A 16510-nucleotide genomic window follows, 5' to 3' on the forward strand; every position below is an offset into this window, starting at 1 on the left:
TATATAGTTTGGCTATAGACAATCAGTGTCTAAATTCGAGAATTGTATATAATAAGTTTAATTAATGTAATGAGTTAGATGAAAATAAATGGTATTAATAACAAATATAACTTTTGTTGATTATAGGGCTCATAGTAGAATATACAGAGGGAAATAAATGCACAAAGTTAAATAAAGGAGATCACTACAATATGCTAAGTGCGTTGATAGGAAGTTTCATATCTGCCATGGCGACAGTACTAGGTGCAGTACCATTACTATTCGTTAAACAATTGTCTGAAAAATGGAAAGATATATTAATTGCATTTACAGCAGGGATTATGGTTTCAGCTACGACTTTTGGATTAATCCCACAAGCGTTACTAGAAACGAATCTGCTCATTATGACTTTAGGTTTACTATTCGGTATCGTTGTGCTTGATTTGTTAGAGAAAAATATACCGCATATCGATGTGGAGCGTGGTAAAAGTGTTAAATCGTTTGATTCAAAATCTTTACTTATCATTATAGCGCTAATTATTCATAACATTCCAGAGGGACTAAGTACAGGTTTTAGTTATGCCAGTTTGAATGAAGGTCTTGGACCTCTGATCGCCATTGCTATTGGAGCACAGAACATCCCAGAAGGACTTATACTGGCAGTTTTCCTTATGCAATCGAAAGTAAGCAAGTGGAAGACTTTAGCTATTGTAACGATTACCGGATTAGTTGAAGTAGTTTCTGCTATTATTGGTTATTTCACAGCAACATACATTCAATGGTTAATTGGCTTTGGTTTATCATTTGCAGCGGGTGCGATGTTATTTATCGTTTACAAAGAATTGATACCTGAAACACATGGTCACGGATATGAAAGACCGGCTACATATTCATTTATTATCGGACTTCTAGTTATGATCTATCTTAGTTATTTCGTTAGCTAATAACATGTAAAAACATCCTATAATTGTAATTATTACAAGCATCTTATCGAGTAAAGGCGCTAAAAGGCCTACTAGATAAGGTGCTTTTTTATATAAAAATTTACAATTACGTAATTATAGTTATGTTAACTAAGTTCATTTAAAACAAATGGCTATAAGAGCAAAAACTGAAACCCCAAAAAATTACAAGCAAAAACACTAAATCCAAAAATAAATGAAATGCTAAAAATCCTAGATTAACTTCAATTGTGTATTTTAATTTAGGTGAAGAAAGATAATAAGTGAGGGAGAAACAGTGATTAACAAGTCATATAAAATTTACTTGTACCTTACTGTTGAAAACATAATATGTGGAATAATATTTTGATTTTAGTTGTTGACGCTTACATAAAAGGGTGATATATTTCTATTAATTAGTTTAGTAAACTAATCAATTAGAGAGAGATAGAGTTTATACTTCTATTTCACAAAATTATTGGGGGAATGACAATGTCTGCACAACATGAACAGTCAATGAATCAAAACAGACAAAATCGAGCGTTTGGAATGAGGGACAAACTCGGTTATATGTTCGGTGATTTTGGAAACGATTTCTTTTTTCTTTTAGTTTCATCTTTTCTTATGGTGTATTACACTGATATTTTTCATCTTAACGCAGCACATGTAGGTATTCTTTTCCTCATTGCAAGAGTATGGGATGCATTTGCTGATGTAGCATGGGGAAGATTTATTGATTCAAGAAAATCAAGTAAGCATGGGAAGTTCAAACCATGGATATTAAGAATGTCGTTTCCATTAGTTCTTTCTGGCATTTTAATGTTTATTCATATTCCTGGTATGGGAAATACATTCTATCTTGTGTATGCATTTGTTACTTATCTTCTATGGGGAACTTTATATAGTACTGTAAATATTCCTTATGGATCAATGGCATCTGTTATAACTGGCGATGTTATGGAACGAACAACATTATCAACTTATCGTACAATGGGATCAATGCTTGCGAGCTTAATTATTACAGTAGGCGGACCATTTATTATTTTCGTAGATAATCAGGCGGTAGCAGGGAGATTTACGTTAGCTGCAATATTGTTTGGTATATTATCAATAGCTTGTTATATTGGTTGCTACACTCTTTCCACCGAACGTATTACGCAAGTGAAAAATCCTGAAGTAAAAGCTGATTTCAAGAAAACATTAAAAAGTTTCTTGAAAAATAAACCATTACTTTCAATGCTAGTTGCTTCATTGTTATTTATGATGTGTACGATGTTACTGAGTGCGGTTAACGTATATTTATTCAAAGATTATTTTAACAGTGCTGCAAAAGCGTTAAGTATAAGTGGATTGATGCAAGTAGCTACTGTCTTTATAGCAATACCTATATCCAAGCCTTTAGTCCATCGCTTTGGTAAGAAAGAAGTTGCGACGGTAGGAATGTTACTTGCATCTATCGTATATCTAATTCTCTTTTTCTTACCAGACATATCTGCTCTGCAATATATTGGAATTGCAGCAATTGGAATGTTCGGTTATTCGTTCTTTAACCTTGTGGTATGGGCGTTTGTAACAGATGTCATTGATTATCATGAATACCTAATGGATATGAGGGAAGATGGTACAGTTTACTCTGTATATTCTTTCTCAAGAAAAATTGGTCAGGCAATCGCCGGTGGTATTGGTGGATTTGCTTTAACGTACGTCGGTTATCAGTCTGACGCAGCTGTACAAAGTGAAGAAGCACTGAAAGGTATTCACAATCTTGCAACTATAGTTCCATCAATAATATACTTTATTATTTTTCTAGTCATGTTATCATTGTATCCCCTTACTAAACAGCGTACAAAAAAATTAGCTGAGGATCTAGCGGAGCGTAGAAAAAACAAAAGTATCACATAGCACAACAAAAACAGGAGCTACTTCAACAACGTTGAAGTAGCTCCTGTTTTTGTTGTAATTTATTTATTAATAATTAGTTGCCTCGTAAGGTAAATTCAACACAGAAACATCTAAAAATACTTGAATAGCTAGAGCACAAGCACCCAACACACAAGATTTTCTACCAATTATCGAAATAGATAATTCACGGCAATGACTGATTTTCGAATGTAAATTATTGTGAATTGCGTTCGTAGCATCAGGATATAGATGTAGTAATTCGCTATCAATAACAATAACTTCTGGATTGTAAATATTTATCATATTATTCAATCCGATGGATACATATCGAATAAATTGCTGCAATATTATCATAACTTGTTCATCGTCATCCGCAATCCATTGTGCTACTTGGTCATATGTTACTGATGAAACTCCTTTGACCTTTGCAAGTCGATCGATAATAATTAGATCGGAAGCATAACGTTCCCAGCAACCATGATTACCACATGCACATTCATTACCATCTGGAACAATGATCATATGACCGATTTCACCAGCAAAACCATCATGGCCTCTTACGAATTTGTTATTCATAATCATCCCAAGACCTATACCTGAGTAGAAAGTTGCAGTTAATAAATTTTCAGTATCATGATGTGTAAAGATTCGTTCGGCAAATGCACTTAAGTTCGCATTGTTCTCAATATGAAGAGATAAGTTTATTAATTTCTCCAAATCACGCTTAAGTTGAACATCATTCCAGCCAAATTGAGGGACGAAGTGGACAATCTCGTCATTACCCACTAGTCCGTGCACTGCAACACATACACCAACAATGCCATATCGAGCATCATCATATTGAATAGCGTAGCGATTAATATTTTCTGCAAGGATAACAACAATTTCATCATAGTTGTTAGTATGTAATGCAATATTCTCATGGGCAATAATCGTACCTAATAAATTTGTCAACGTGTAAGTGATTTGTTGATGATCTAAATCAATACCAAGTGCATAACCAGCTTCCGCATTAAGAGATAGCATGATTGGTTTGCGGCCAACGGCATTATGCTCAAGATGTGTTTCAATTACTAATCCATCATCTAATAAATCAGCAACTTGTACAGAGATAGTAGCCCTAGTTAAATCGACTTCTTTAGCAAGATCTGCTCGAGAGATCATTCCTTTATTAACGATTTCTTTAATAATTAAAGAACGATTAATTTTTTTTATATACGAAGCATCGCCAGTAATCATGAATAGCCCCCTAATTTATTTACATCATGCCGTTCAAGTGTATAGTTATCAATCATTATACAGTTGAAACAATCATTTGACAAAAGGAAATAGAATTGATAAATTGATTATATAATTAATTAGGTTACTAAACAAACTAATTATCTTCACCTCTGCATTATATATTAATTTACTTAAGGAGGATATAAATATGGAGAAATTTATGAATGATTATTTTATGTTATCCAATGAAACTGCTAAACAATTATATGATGACGCAGCAAAAAATGCTCCGATTTTCGATTTTCATTGTCACCTCGATCCTGAGCAGGTATGGGTAAACAAATCATACAGCAATATGACTGAGATATGGCTGGCAGGTGATCATTACAAATGGCGTGCGATGCGTATGCATGGTATTGGAGAAAGATATATTACAGGGGATGCTTCCGATTGGGAAAAATTCAAAGCATGGGCAGAGACAGTTCCTTATTTGTTAGGAAACCCGTTGTATCATTGGACTCATTTAGAATTGAAAAAATACTTTGATATTGATTTGCTGCTTAGTCCTGAAACAGCAGAGCAAATTTGGAATGACTGTAATGCAAAACTTCAACAAGATGATTACCGCGCAAGATCATTTATAGAGAAATCCAATGTGAAGTTTATTGGAACGACAGATGATCCATTATCAGATCTTAAGTATCATCAATTGTTAGCCGAAGATGATTCGTTTGATACGATTATTGCACCAACATTCAGGCCCGATGGCGCTTTGAATATTGATGCTCCTACATTCTCTACATGGGTTAAACAGCTAGAAGAGATAACAGGAAACAGTATTGCGTCATTAAACGATTTTGTAACTGCCTTAAAAGAACGTGTTAATTATTTCCATGAACATGGTGGAAGAGCATCCGATCACGATATACCATTCTTAATCTATCGTGCAGTAGAAGAAACTGAGGCTGAAACTATTTTCCTGAAAAGATTGCAAGGTTCATCGTTAGATGAACAGGAAATTATCTCCTATCGTGCATACTTGATCACTGAGCTAGGCAAGATGTATGCAGAGAAGCAATGGGTTATGCAACTCCATATGGGAGCGATTCGCAACAATAACACCAAGTTGTTCCGTCAATTAGGTAAAGATGCTGGATTCGATTCTGTAGGCGAAAGTAATTTTGCTGAAGGTGTCTCCAAATTACTGGACGGTTTAGAGTTACAAGATGCATTACCTCGTACAATTCTTTATAACTTGAACCCGAAAGATAATGCTGTTCTTACTGGAATGTTAGGCAATTTCTATGAAGAAGGTATTCCTAGTAAAGTGCAATTTGGTTCAGGTTGGTGGTTTAACGACCACATAGACGGGATGGAGAAACAAATGCGAGATCTAGCTAATGTTGGATTACTGACACATTTTGTCGGAATGTTGACCGATTCTCGTAGCTTCCTATCTTATACTAGACATGAGTACTTCCGCAGAATATTGTGTAATATGTTCGGACAATGGGTAGAGAGTGGATTGATTCCAAACAATAAAGAATTTAACAATAAAATTATAGCTGATATTTGTTATGGTAATGCTCATCGATATTTCCTAGACAGATAGATACAAGCACGAAAAGAAACAAAGCATGAATCGAAAGAATAACTTTAAGGAGAGAACTATCATGTCAAAACAACAAATTGGTGTAATTGGATTAGCAGTAATGGGCAAAAATTTAGCATTAAATATTGAGAGTAGAGGATATACCGTTGCTGTATTCAATCGTTCATACGATAAAACAGAGCAATTTTTACAAGAAGAAGCCAAAGGTAAACAATTTATCGGCGCAAAAACGATGGAAGAGTTTGTTGCATCATTAGAATCACCTCGTAAGATTTTATTAATGGTGCAGGCTGGTAAAGCTACAGATGCAACAATTGATGCATTGAAACCGTTGCTTGATAAAGGTGATATTATTATCGATGGTGGAAATACTTATTTCCAAGATACAATTAGACGTAATGCTGAATTGCAAGAACTAGGTTTCAACTTCATCGGTACAGGCGTTTCTGGTGGTGAAGAAGGCGCATTAAAAGGACCTTCTATTATGCCAGGAGGCAAGGAAGAAGCCTACGAATTGGTACGTCCAATTCTAGAAGCGATATCTGCTAAAGTTGGTTCTGATGCTTGTTGTACGTACATCGGACCTAATGGTGCAGGTCATTATGTGAAAATGGTGCATAACGGAATCGAGTATGGTGATATGCAGCTTATCTCTGAAGCCTATTACATCTTGAAAAACGTGTTGAATCTGAACGCTGATGAGCTGGCAGAAGTGTTCCAAGAGTGGAATAACGGAGAACTAGACAGCTATCTAATTGAGATCACAGCTGATATCTTCCGCAAAAAAGATGAAGAAACAGGTCAACCGTTAGTAGACGTTATTCTTGATAAAGCTGGACAAAAAGGAACAGGAAAATGGACAAGTCAAAATGCACTTGATCTAGGAGTACCGCTTCCGATTATTACAGAGTCCGTATTTGCTCGTTACATTTCAGCACTTAAAGATGAGCGTATTGTAGCTAGTCAAAAACTTACTGGCCCAGAAGCTACTTCATTTGACGGAGATCGTGCTGCTTTGATTGAACAAGTTCGTAAAGCGTTATTCTTAAGTAAAATTTGTTCATATGCTCAAGGTTTTGCGCAAATGCGTACTGCATCTGAAGAATATGATTGGAATCTTCGTTACGGAGATATTGCAATGATTTTCCGTGGTGGCTGTATTATCCGCGCACAATTCTTGCAACAAATTAAAGACGCATATGATGCTGAGCCAGCACTTGCTAACTTACTGCTTGATCCATATTTCAATAATATTGCGGCGAACTATCAATCAGCTTTGCGTGATGTTGTATCTATTGCAATTCAAAAAGGTATTCCTGTACCTGGATTTGCTAGCGCAATCAACTACTATGATAGCTACCGCGCAGAGACATTACCAGCAAACTTAATTCAAGCACAACGTGATTACTTTGGTGCTCATACGTACGAGCGTAAGGATAAAGCAGGTACTTTCCATACACAATGGATGGTATAGAAATTATATAGAGATACCATTGGATAGATTAGTGAGAAATCTTCATTTGTGCGAAAGATATCAATAATGTAGAGCCATTTCAAAGTGTCATGACACTTTGAAATGGCTCTATTTGCTTAAAGACTCTACCCTCATTGGCGATATTGATGTGGGGTAACTTCATAGTGCTTCTTGAACACTTTAATAAAGTAATTCACATCATTATAGCCTACCATATGCGAGATATCTGTAATGGATAGGTTTTCATTGTTCATCAGCTGTAGCGCTTCCTTCAGTCTTATATGGTGAATGTAATCGGGGAAGGTTAGGCCAGTTTCCTTCTTAAAAGATCTAGACAATTCATACTTGTTAATCCCCACCTCGTGAGCAACTATAGCCAGTGTTATTTCATCGGTTAGATGCCATCTGATGTATTCTAGTGCTTTACGAATGAGTGGAGAGTAGGCGCTTAGCGATAACTGCTGTACTAATTTACAATATTCCAAGCACATATTGTCTTGGAGTAATTCGAGTTGTTTAATACTAGTAGTCTTTTCAATTTGAATTGCAAATTTTTCTGAAATGCTATCGATATATATTGGATGGACCCCGCCGTTTTCAGTTGCTTTGCGAAGAAGAGTATTTCTTACGAAGCTTAAATTTTTTCTTGATCGGAGTGGATCATTAGGGAAGCGATCAGGTAATGGATATTTGGGTTGATCGTCTTTAATTAATAATTGCTCTACTAATGATAAATTACCCTGCTGGACAGCTCCTATCAAATTGTTCTCGTTACGGTAACGCTCTTCAACAATATGTTTTTTCTCGATGTTCTCAATTGGAGACGACAAGGAGTTATTTGAAGTGATATAGTTTTTGCTCTCAATAGTTACATGCGACTTAGAAGATAGAGATGAATGTTGGAATATATATTGGATGAACTCAATAATATGATTGAGCTTTTCATTGCTTATTAATGGTAATGACAAATAATATTGCTGAATCAATGATAATAACGAAAGAGGCCACTGATGTTGGAAAAGTATATCTTGTACTTGAATCATGGAAGGGTCTGTTTGTAGAAAAGGACCAACGATCATTGTACCTTTTTCTTGATCATTAAGTTGAAGAAAAACTGTAATATATAACAATTGCTGTGTGGTGGTATTTACATGAATATGATACTCATTCTTATCAGTTTGAAGCAGTATATTAGAACGAACTGCTTCAAATAGATACTGCAGCGGTTCAGGTATATGCATTGGTCCATAAGCCATCACCATTTTGTGATTAGCATCCATATAAATTGTTTCCATGTCTGAAAATGTATAGGTAAACTTCAAAAGTTGATCTAACTGTTGTACTTGTGCAGGGATCATATAATCAATTCCTTTAAGTAGTTTTAATAATATATCAACATTTTACTATTTAACGCAATAATATGCGAGTAATATAAAGCGTTTTCTTTTATACTGAACTTATTCAATAAAAATAAAAAGTTAGCTTATGCTTTCGATGTACTTTTTATTTTAGAAGTATTTCTAGTCGTAGAATCAATAAAAATAAAAAGTTTTAGGAGAGATGGAGTTGTATAATGACAAGCTACACATATCTGGATTCTCGGATGAAATCTCATCTGACTTTGTAACTCAATTGCAAGCTGTTCGAAAGCTTGATATGAATTATTTATCATTACGTGGTATTGATGGACGAAATATTGGTGATTACTCGCTTGAAGAGATTCAAGAAAAGGTGTTGCCGAAGTTAAATGAATATAAGGTCGCTGTATCTTCAATAGGATCACCTATTGGGAAAATCTTTATTACCGATGATGAAGGATTTACGAAACAACTTGATCTACTAGATCGTTTATGTCAAATTTCGAATTTGTTAGATTGTAAATACATTCGAATTTTTAGTTTTTACATTCCTAAAGGTGAAGAAGCAGATCAATACCATAATAAAGTAATCTCACAAATAAGCCAATTTGCAGCAATCGCTGCAAAGTATAATGTCACCTTGCTCCATGAGAATGAAAAAGATATTTTTGGTGATATCGCTAGACGTTGTAATGAGATGTTAGTGGAGGTTAATTCACCTTATTTCAAAGCGATATTCGATTTTGCGAATTTTGTCCAATGTGGTGAAGATACTTGGAATTGTTATCAGTTATTAAAACCTCATATAGAGTACATTCATATTAAAGATGCAGTTTCAACTAGTCAACAGAACGTCGTATGCGGTACTGGGGAAGGGAAGATTAAAACTATTCTAGCTGATCTTATTGATAAGGGTTATGAAGGCTTCCTGACATTAGAGCCTCATCTAGTATTATTCGATTCGTTGAAAGACTTAGAGCTAGAAGCCGCTGAAGATATTATTAAAGAAGATAAAGGTTTAACTGGAGAAGAAGCATATGCATTACAATTCCATGCACTAGTTGACATACTACAATCTATTGAGAGTGAGGCAAAGTAATATGACAAATGTAAGAATGGGAATTATCGGTGTCGGTGCACAAGGCGCAGCTTATGCACAATTTATAACTGAAGGTAAAGTGAAAAACATGGTGTTAGGTGCCCTTAGTGATGCTGACCCTGCTAGAAAGCAATGGGCTACTGACAACTATCCAGATGTTCCATTTTTCGATAATTATATCGATATGCTTGATAGTGGCACGGTTGATGCAGTCGTTACATGTGTGCCTCATTTCTTACATCCTGAGATCGGAATTGCTGCACTGCAACGTGATATACATGCATTACTTGAGAAACCTGCAGGTGTATATACGAAGCAAGTAAGAGAATTGAATGAATATGCAAAAACCAAACCAGAAGTTGCTTTTGGAATTATGTTCAACCAACGTACTAATCCTTTATATCAAAAATTGAAACAGCTAATTGATGATGGTGAGATTGGAGATATCCGTCGCACGAACTGGATGATTACAACATGGTGGAGACCACAAGGTTATTACGATCAAAGTGCATGGAGAGCAACGTGGAAAGGTGAAGGTGGTGGTGTTCTTGTTAATCAGGCGCCACATCAGCTTGATCTACTTCAATGGATTGCTGGTATGCCGTCTAAAGTTTATTCTAATGTGAAATATGGTTATCAACGTAACATATCTGTTGAAGACGAAGTTACTGTTATGATGGAGTATGCCAATGGTGCAACTGGTGTTTTCGTAACATGTACGCATGATATTGTGGGAACGGATCGTTTCGAGATATTAGGTGACAAAGGTAAAATTGTTGTTGACGATAGCAAGAAAATTACGATTAAACGACTAACCAAGCCTGAGCGTGAGATGAGTGATACGATGAGTATGGCTGACGTGATGAACATCTTTATGGGCGGGAAGTCAGACGATATTTACTCTGAGGAAGTTATTGAATTTGAAAGTGTATGGGGAGCACAACATATTGCTGTATTTGAGAATTTCGCAGCACATATTGTCGAAGGTTCACCACTGTTAGCTCCTGGAAGTGACGGTATTCATGGTGTGGCATTAGCGAATGCGATTCATCTTTCTAGTTGGTTCAACAAAGAAGTAGAGTTGCCAATAGATGAAGAATTGTATTTGTCAGAATTGAATAAGAAGATCGCAGCTGAACAATAATCTGAATGGAGTGAATACGTGATGACGAAGCAATCGAAGATCGGTGTGCAAATGTTCAATTTGAAACAAAAAGTTGAAGAGTTAGGCGTATATGCAACACTTGAGAAATTACATGAATTAGGGTTTCATTCCGTTGAAGTGACGCAAATTGCGATGACTTCAGAAAATGTAGCACAATTGAAAAAAGCTAGTGAAGATTTTGGTATTCAAATTGCAGCAGTATCTGCTCCATTGAACAAAGGTGCAAACGATCCCGGAGAATCATTAGAAACTCATTTCGATAAAATAGTAAATGATTGCAAGGAACTAAAGTGTAAGTATATTCGAATCGGGATGATGCCCCTTGCCATTATGGGACATAAAGATCAAGTGATGCAATATATTGCAGAAGCTGAAACTATGGCTCATCGTCTAGCAGAATATGAATTGGAACTTTATTATCATAATCATCATGTTGAATTTGAGAAGTATGATGGAGAGTATCTCATTGATATGATGCGTAATCATACAACTAAGCTAGGGTTTGAACTTGATGTTCATTGGATTCAGCGTGGTGGAGAAAATCCTGTCGCAGTTATTAATCGCTTCAAAGATCGTATCGGATTATTGCATTTGAAAGATTATCGTATCGGAAGATTAGAAGTGGGCGAAGATGATCTTAAGGATATATCCAAATTCATGCAAAAATTTACTAACATTATTCAGTTTGCTGAATTGGGACAAGGCTCATTAGATATACCAGCAATAATCGATGCAGGGATAGATAGTGGAGTCAAACACTTCTTCATTGAACAAGATGATACGAACGGTAGAGATCCTTTTGATTGTCTACAAGATTCCAAACAATATCTAGTTAGACAAGGTTATGCTGATTGGATTTAATAATTAATTAAGCTTAAAAAGTATGTGGGAGCTGGTAAACTAGCGCTCACATACTTTTATGCTATACAGATAGTAATAAATAGCCCTAAATAGCAATTATCGCGTTGACGTATAGGGTATCCAATGATATTATTTAATTAATTAGTTTACTATACTAATTAATAGACAAAAGTAATTATTTGCTTTAATACATGCAAGTTACTTATTTGGTAAAATTATAAATAAAACATACGAAATGGAGTGATATATTTATGGGTATTCTTCAAGAGCTTGTAAAAAATATTCCTGTTCCAAAAATGGCAAAAGTAAAGGTTACTTTTGATAATAGTCATATTGATAACTTGAGTGAACAATTGTTAGTAAAATTAGAACGTGATGAAATTGTTCATCAGATTAAACCAGGTATGGAAATCGCGATTGCAGTTGGTAGTCGTGGTCTTGATCGTCTTGTTGAATTAACGAAATGCACAGTGCAATTTCTACAAGATCATGGAGCAAAACCTTTCATCGTACCTAGTATGGGAAGTCATGGTGGCGCTACGGCTGAAGGACAAAGCGAAGTTCTTGCGCATCTAGGTGTAACAGAAGAAACTGTTGGTTGTGAGATTCGTTCTTCGATGGAAGTTGTGAAGTTAGGTGAACTGCCTAATGGTCTTCCTGTCTACGTAGACCAATATGCTGCAAGTGCAGACGGGATTGTAGTTATTAATCGTATTAAACCACATACTGCATTCCGTGGTCCAGTTGAGAGCGGCATTATGAAAATGATTAGTATCGGACTTGGAAAACAAAAAGGTGCTGAAGCTTGTCACCAACTTGGTTTCAAATATATGGCTGAAAATGTTCCCGCGATGGCGAAAATGATTATGGCAGAAAAACCAATATTGTTCGGTGTTGCGACAGTTGAAAATGCGTTTGATAAAGTGGCGGTCGTTGAAACATTAACACCAGCAGAGATTATCGAGAAAGAAGCTAGCTTGCAAGTACAAGCAAAAGCATTGTTACCGAAATTATTTTTCGAACAATTAGAAGTGCTTGTCATTGATCAAATTGGCAAAAACATTAGTGGTGATGGTATGGACCCTAATATTACAGGGCGCTATCCTACTCCTTATGCTCATGGCGGTCCTGATGTTAATAAAATGGTTGTACTTGATCTTACACATGAGACCGAAGGAAATGCGAACGGCGTAGGTACGGCAGATTTTACAACGCAACGTCTAGTAGACAAAATGAACCTTGAAGTAACTTATGCGAACGGACTTACTTCTACTGTAGTTGCACCTACAAAGATCGCTACTACTTTAGCCAATGATAAAGAAACAATACAAGCAGCGATTAAGACTAGTAACATTCTCGATTTTACAGAAGTGAAAATGGTTCGCATTAAAAATACATTAGTCTTAAGTGAAATTGAAGTATCAGAAGCACTAATTGACTATGTAAACCAACATCCACAGATGGAAGTTGTATCTCCATTGTTTGACTTACCTTTCGATGATAAAGGGAATTTGTGGTAGTAAATATAACAACTAAGGGAGAGATTATAATGAGTAAATTATTCGACTTAACAGGCAAAACAGCAGTAGCTATTGGTGGTAATAGTGTGTTGGGTTCTTCTATTGCTCATGGATTAGCCGAACATGGAGCAAAAGTAGCTATCGTTGGTCGTAACATGGAAAAAGCAGAAGAAGTAGTAAAAGCTATCGTTGACAACGGTGGAGTAGCAAAAGCTTTCCAAGCGAATGTTAGTGAGCGTGAATCTTTACTACAAGTAGCGACCGACATTGAAGCTTGGTCAGGTGGTTGGGACATTTTATTGAATGCACCAGGTAAGAATAGCAGTACACCTTTTCTTGAACTAGAAATGGATGAGTACGATGATATTATGGATGTTAACTTAAAAGGTATCATTCAAGCATGTCAAATTTTCGCTCAGAAAAATATTGAGCAGCAACGTTCTGGTAGCATTATCAATATTTCATCTGTTTCTTCAACAACACCACTTTCTAGAGTGTTTACGTATTCCGTTTCTAAAGCAGCTTTGAACAGTGCAACACAATATTTGGCAAAAGAGTTTGCACTTCATAATATTCGTGTTAATGCACTTATTCCTGGCTTCTTCCCAGCGGAACAAAATCGTAAAATTTTAAACCCTGATCGCATAGAATCAATAATGAAGCACACGCCAATGCAACGCTTTGGAACACCTGAAGAATTACAAGGTGCAGCAATATGGCTTGCTTCAGAACAAGCATCAAGCTTCGTAACAGGGGCATTGATTCGAGTAGATGGCGGATTCGGAAGCATGACTATTTAATGATGCAAGAAATAAATGAAAAGTTTTAGTGAATGCTTTCGATGTACTTTTCATTGCAGAGTTGGTAATCTATAAGTAAATGAAAAGTTAGGTATTTGCTTTCGAAGTACTTTTCATCACGAAGTCGTTATTCAAGAAGTACTTGAAAAGTTGGAGGAGGAGAAATGATGCTGACAGCGAAATATGAAAAGCTACAATCTATTTTGCGAGAAATGCAAAGTGTTGTTGTTGCATTTTCTGGTGGGGTAGATAGTACATTTTTGTTAAAGGCAGCCGTAGACACATTAGGTAGCGATCATGTTATTGCTGTTACGGCAGATTCAGAGACATATCCTTCGAGTGAATTAGAAGAAGCGAGAGAACTAGCGTCTCTTATTGGAGCTACACATGTAGTTATCGAAACTTCCGAGTTAGCGATTCCAGGGTATTCAGAAAATAATAAAAATAGATGTTACTTTTGTAAAAGTAGTTTATTCGATCATATACTACCAATTCTTGAAGAGAGAAATTACAAAAATATTATATACGGTGTAATCGCCGATGATCAGAATGAGCATCGTCCAGGTATGCAAGCTGCGAAGGAACGTGGCGTTAGAGGTCCACTACTTGAAGCAGAACTTTATAAAACAGAAATAAGAGAGTTATCCCAATCCGCAAACTTACCTACTTGGTCGAAGCCTTCTTTTGCTTGTTTATCATCACGTATCGCATATGGTGAACAGATTACGAATGAGAAGTTACAAAAGATTGATGCTTCTGAACGTTATCTGAAATCATTAGGTATTCGCCAAGTAAGGGTTCGTACTCACCAGGAGATTGCAAGAATTGAAGTGGAATTATCGGATATGCCAATTCTTCTTGAAAATCATGAGGTAATCGTTGCACAATTACAGTATTATGGATATAAATATGTCACAATGGATCTATTAGGATACCAAAGTGGCAGTATGAACAAAGTACTCGCACTTTAAAGTAACTATAAAGTACTGAATAATAAAAACCACTATTCGCTGTGGTTTTTATTATTCATGTTCATAGACATATATCTGAAAGGAAGATCAGCAATGGGAAGGCAACTTGTAATAGGAATTGATCTAGGAACAACGAGTGTAAAAGCGTGCGCATTTCAGACCGACGGTCATGTGATAGCTGAAGTTGAAGAGATGACTAAGACGGAATACCCCAAGCAAGGTTACGCCCAGCAAGATGTTGAACTTATTGAACGCTCTTCAGTCTTAGCGCTTAAACGATTGATCGCAGAGGCTAATATTATTGAAGGGGAGCTCTTGGCTATTTCCTTCTCAGCAGCAATGCACTCTCTAGTATGTATTGATGAATCAGGTACACCGATTTCACCACTCCTTACATGGGCAGATGGTCGAAGCACAGATCAAGTTAAAGCGTTATCAGATGTGGACAAACAACATTACTATGAGATAACAGGAACTCCTGTACATCCTATGACTCCGTTTACTAAGCTACTTTGGATGAAAGAAACTAACTATGCTCCTTATCTTGCAGCAACTTACTTTATGTCTGCCAAGGAATATATTATATATAAATGGTTTGGTAAGCGTTTGATTGATTATGCAATGGCTTCGGCGACAGGTCTTTTTAATCCGAATACGCTGCAATGGGAACCAACATTACTACAACTAACGAATATTGTTAGCGATCAATTATCAACAATCGTTGAACCGACAACTATTCTTACGGAACTAAGTTCTGATATTGCAAAAGAAGTGGGGATTTCAGCTTCAGTTCCTTTCGTTATTGGCTCTGCAGATGGTCAACTTGCTAATCTAGGTAGTGGTGCAATATTACCTGGTGAAGTTGCTATTTCTGTAGGTACAAGTGGTGCTATTCGTCAATTCACTTCATCGTTCCAAGTAAGTGAGACACAATCTACATTCTGTTATTCATTTAGCAGTGATTCCTTCATTGTAGGTGGTCCGACAAACAACGGTGGCGTTGTCTTACAATGGACAAAAGATCTATTACAATATGATGGTGATTTTGCTGCATTTATATCCGAATCAGAGAAATCTGAAATTGGTTCAGAGGGGCTAGTATTTCTGCCTTATTTGAATGGGGAACGAGCACCATTATGGGATCAAGCAGCGAAAGGTAATTTCTATGGCTTATCAATATCGCATCGACGTGAACATCTTATTAGAGCGGTATTAGAAGGAATTACTTTAAATCTATATCAAATAGGCAACGCTCTTGAACAATCGATTGGGCCAACTCATAAAGTTTTTGTTAATGGTGGATTATCAAGATCACCGGTATGGTTACAAATGTTAGCGGATATATTCAATGCAGAGATATACGTATCTGAAAGTCACAATGGTGCCGCTTGGGGAGCTTCATGGACAGCACTAGTTGCGCTTGGATATGCATCATCTTTTGAAGATATTAAAAACTATACTCCTATGAATGAACCAGTCGTTCCGATTGCTGAAAATAGTGAGAAATATAAAGCGATTTATGAAAAGTACATTTCTGTACAGCAAGTCGTTGCACAACTATTTTAATGTCAATAATATATTAATGCTTCCGAAGTACTTTTCATTAA

The 16510-nt window shown here is 36.1% G+C and carries 13 protein-coding genes; 11 read left to right on the plus strand and 2 right to left on the minus strand.

Features of this window, described 5'->3' with window-relative positions; translation table 11 throughout:
• The first annotated feature begins 191 nt into the window (after positions 1 to 191).
• Both NV377_RS03620 and NV377_RS03625 read left to right on the plus strand, forming a co-directional pair.
• Entirely contained in the window at positions 192 to 923 is a 732-nt protein-coding gene (locus NV377_RS03620; protein WP_258199798.1) for a ZIP family metal transporter, read from the plus strand.
• 489 nt (positions 924 to 1412) lie between these two features.
• Positions 1413 to 2822: an MFS transporter gene (locus tag NV377_RS03625; protein WP_258199799.1), complete on the plus strand. Its 1410-nt coding sequence runs from the start codon at positions 1413 to 1415 to the stop codon at positions 2820 to 2822.
• 66 nt (positions 2823 to 2888) lie between these two features.
• Here the strand turns inward: NV377_RS03625 and NV377_RS03630 are convergent, their stop codons facing one another.
• Complete coding sequence (locus tag NV377_RS03630) at positions 2889 to 4061, minus strand: ROK family transcriptional regulator (RefSeq protein WP_258199800.1); 1173 nt, start codon at positions 4059 to 4061, stop codon at positions 2889 to 2891.
• A 190-nt stretch (positions 4062 to 4251) separates the two neighbouring features.
• On the opposite strand from NV377_RS03630, the gene uxaC reads away from it, so the two are divergent.
• Positions 4252 to 5655, plus strand: coding sequence for a glucuronate isomerase (uxaC, locus tag NV377_RS03635; protein WP_258199801.1), 1404 nt, complete (start codon positions 4252 to 4254; stop codon positions 5653 to 5655).
• Positions 5656 to 5716: 61 nt separating this feature from the next.
• Entirely contained in the window at positions 5717 to 7129 is a 1413-nt protein-coding gene (gene gnd / locus NV377_RS03640) for an NADP-dependent phosphogluconate dehydrogenase (protein ID WP_258199802.1), read from the plus strand.
• A 131-nt stretch (positions 7130 to 7260) separates the two neighbouring features.
• Here the strand turns inward: gnd and NV377_RS03645 are convergent, their stop codons facing one another.
• Positions 7261 to 8487 (minus strand): AraC family transcriptional regulator, encoded by a 1227-nt coding sequence (locus NV377_RS03645; RefSeq protein WP_258199803.1) that lies wholly within the window; start codon positions 8485 to 8487, stop codon positions 7261 to 7263.
• Between the two features lie 208 nt (positions 8488 to 8695).
• Here NV377_RS03645 and NV377_RS03650 point away from each other — a divergent pair, with 208 nt between their 5' ends.
• The 7 genes from NV377_RS03650 to NV377_RS03680 all read left to right on the plus strand — a co-directional run bounded on the left by NV377_RS03650 (position 8696) and on the right by NV377_RS03680 (position 16469).
• A complete protein-coding gene (locus NV377_RS03650) occupies positions 8696 to 9586 on the plus strand; it encodes a sugar phosphate isomerase/epimerase family protein (protein ID WP_258199804.1) in 891 nt (296 codons plus the stop codon).
• Between the two features lies 1 nt (position 9587).
• On the plus strand, positions 9588 to 10730 hold the full coding sequence (locus NV377_RS03655) for a Gfo/Idh/MocA family protein (protein WP_258199805.1): 1143 nt from the start codon (positions 9588 to 9590) through the stop codon (positions 10728 to 10730).
• A 21-nt stretch (positions 10731 to 10751) separates the two neighbouring features.
• Positions 10752 to 11612 carry a sugar phosphate isomerase/epimerase family protein gene (locus tag NV377_RS03660; protein ID WP_258199806.1) on the plus strand — a complete coding sequence of 287 codons (861 nt, stop codon included), beginning with the start codon at positions 10752 to 10754 and terminating at the stop codon, positions 11610 to 11612.
• 251 nt (positions 11613 to 11863) lie between these two features.
• Positions 11864 to 13132 carry a nickel pincer cofactor-dependent isomerase, group 22 gene (locus NV377_RS03665; protein ID WP_258199807.1) on the plus strand — a complete coding sequence of 423 codons (1269 nt, stop codon included), beginning with the start codon at positions 11864 to 11866 and terminating at the stop codon, positions 13130 to 13132.
• Between the two features lie 29 nt (positions 13133 to 13161).
• Complete coding sequence (locus NV377_RS03670) at positions 13162 to 13932, plus strand: SDR family oxidoreductase (protein ID WP_258199808.1); 771 nt, start codon at positions 13162 to 13164, stop codon at positions 13930 to 13932.
• Between the two features lie 167 nt (positions 13933 to 14099).
• Positions 14100 to 14903, plus strand: coding sequence for an ATP-dependent sacrificial sulfur transferase LarE (gene larE, locus NV377_RS03675; RefSeq protein WP_258200355.1), 804 nt, complete (start codon positions 14100 to 14102; stop codon positions 14901 to 14903).
• Between the two features lie 93 nt (positions 14904 to 14996).
• Entirely contained in the window at positions 14997 to 16469 is a 1473-nt protein-coding gene (locus NV377_RS03680; protein ID WP_258199809.1) for a gluconokinase, read from the plus strand.
• Positions 16470 to 16510 lie beyond the last annotated feature (41 nt).

The sequence above is a fragment of the Paenibacillus endoradicis genome (genome assembly GCF_024721975.1).

Coding starts and splice junctions, on each gene's coding strand:
- NV377_RS03630 (WP_258199800.1), bottom strand. CDS start 4,061: ATGATTACTGGCGATGCTTCGTATATAAAAAAAATTAATCGTTCTTTA.
- larE (WP_258200355.1), top strand. CDS start 14,100: ATGCTGACAGCGAAATATGAAAAGCTACAATCTATTTTGCGAGAAATG.
- NV377_RS03660 (WP_258199806.1), top strand. CDS start 10,752: ATGACGAAGCAATCGAAGATCGGTGTGCAAATGTTCAATTTGAAACAA.
- NV377_RS03665 (WP_258199807.1), top strand. CDS start 11,864: ATGGGTATTCTTCAAGAGCTTGTAAAAAATATTCCTGTTCCAAAAATG.
- NV377_RS03620 (WP_258199798.1), top strand. CDS start 192: ATGCTAAGTGCGTTGATAGGAAGTTTCATATCTGCCATGGCGACAGTA.
- NV377_RS03680 (WP_258199809.1), top strand. CDS start 14,997: ATGGGAAGGCAACTTGTAATAGGAATTGATCTAGGAACAACGAGTGTA.
- gnd (WP_258199802.1), top strand. CDS start 5,717: ATGTCAAAACAACAAATTGGTGTAATTGGATTAGCAGTAATGGGCAAA.
- NV377_RS03670 (WP_258199808.1), top strand. CDS start 13,162: ATGAGTAAATTATTCGACTTAACAGGCAAAACAGCAGTAGCTATTGGT.
- NV377_RS03645 (WP_258199803.1), bottom strand. CDS start 8,487: ATGATCCCTGCACAAGTACAACAGTTAGATCAACTTTTGAAGTTTACC.
- NV377_RS03625 (WP_258199799.1), top strand. CDS start 1,413: ATGTCTGCACAACATGAACAGTCAATGAATCAAAACAGACAAAATCGA.
- uxaC (WP_258199801.1), top strand. CDS start 4,252: ATGGAGAAATTTATGAATGATTATTTTATGTTATCCAATGAAACTGCT.
- NV377_RS03655 (WP_258199805.1), top strand. CDS start 9,588: ATGACAAATGTAAGAATGGGAATTATCGGTGTCGGTGCACAAGGCGCA.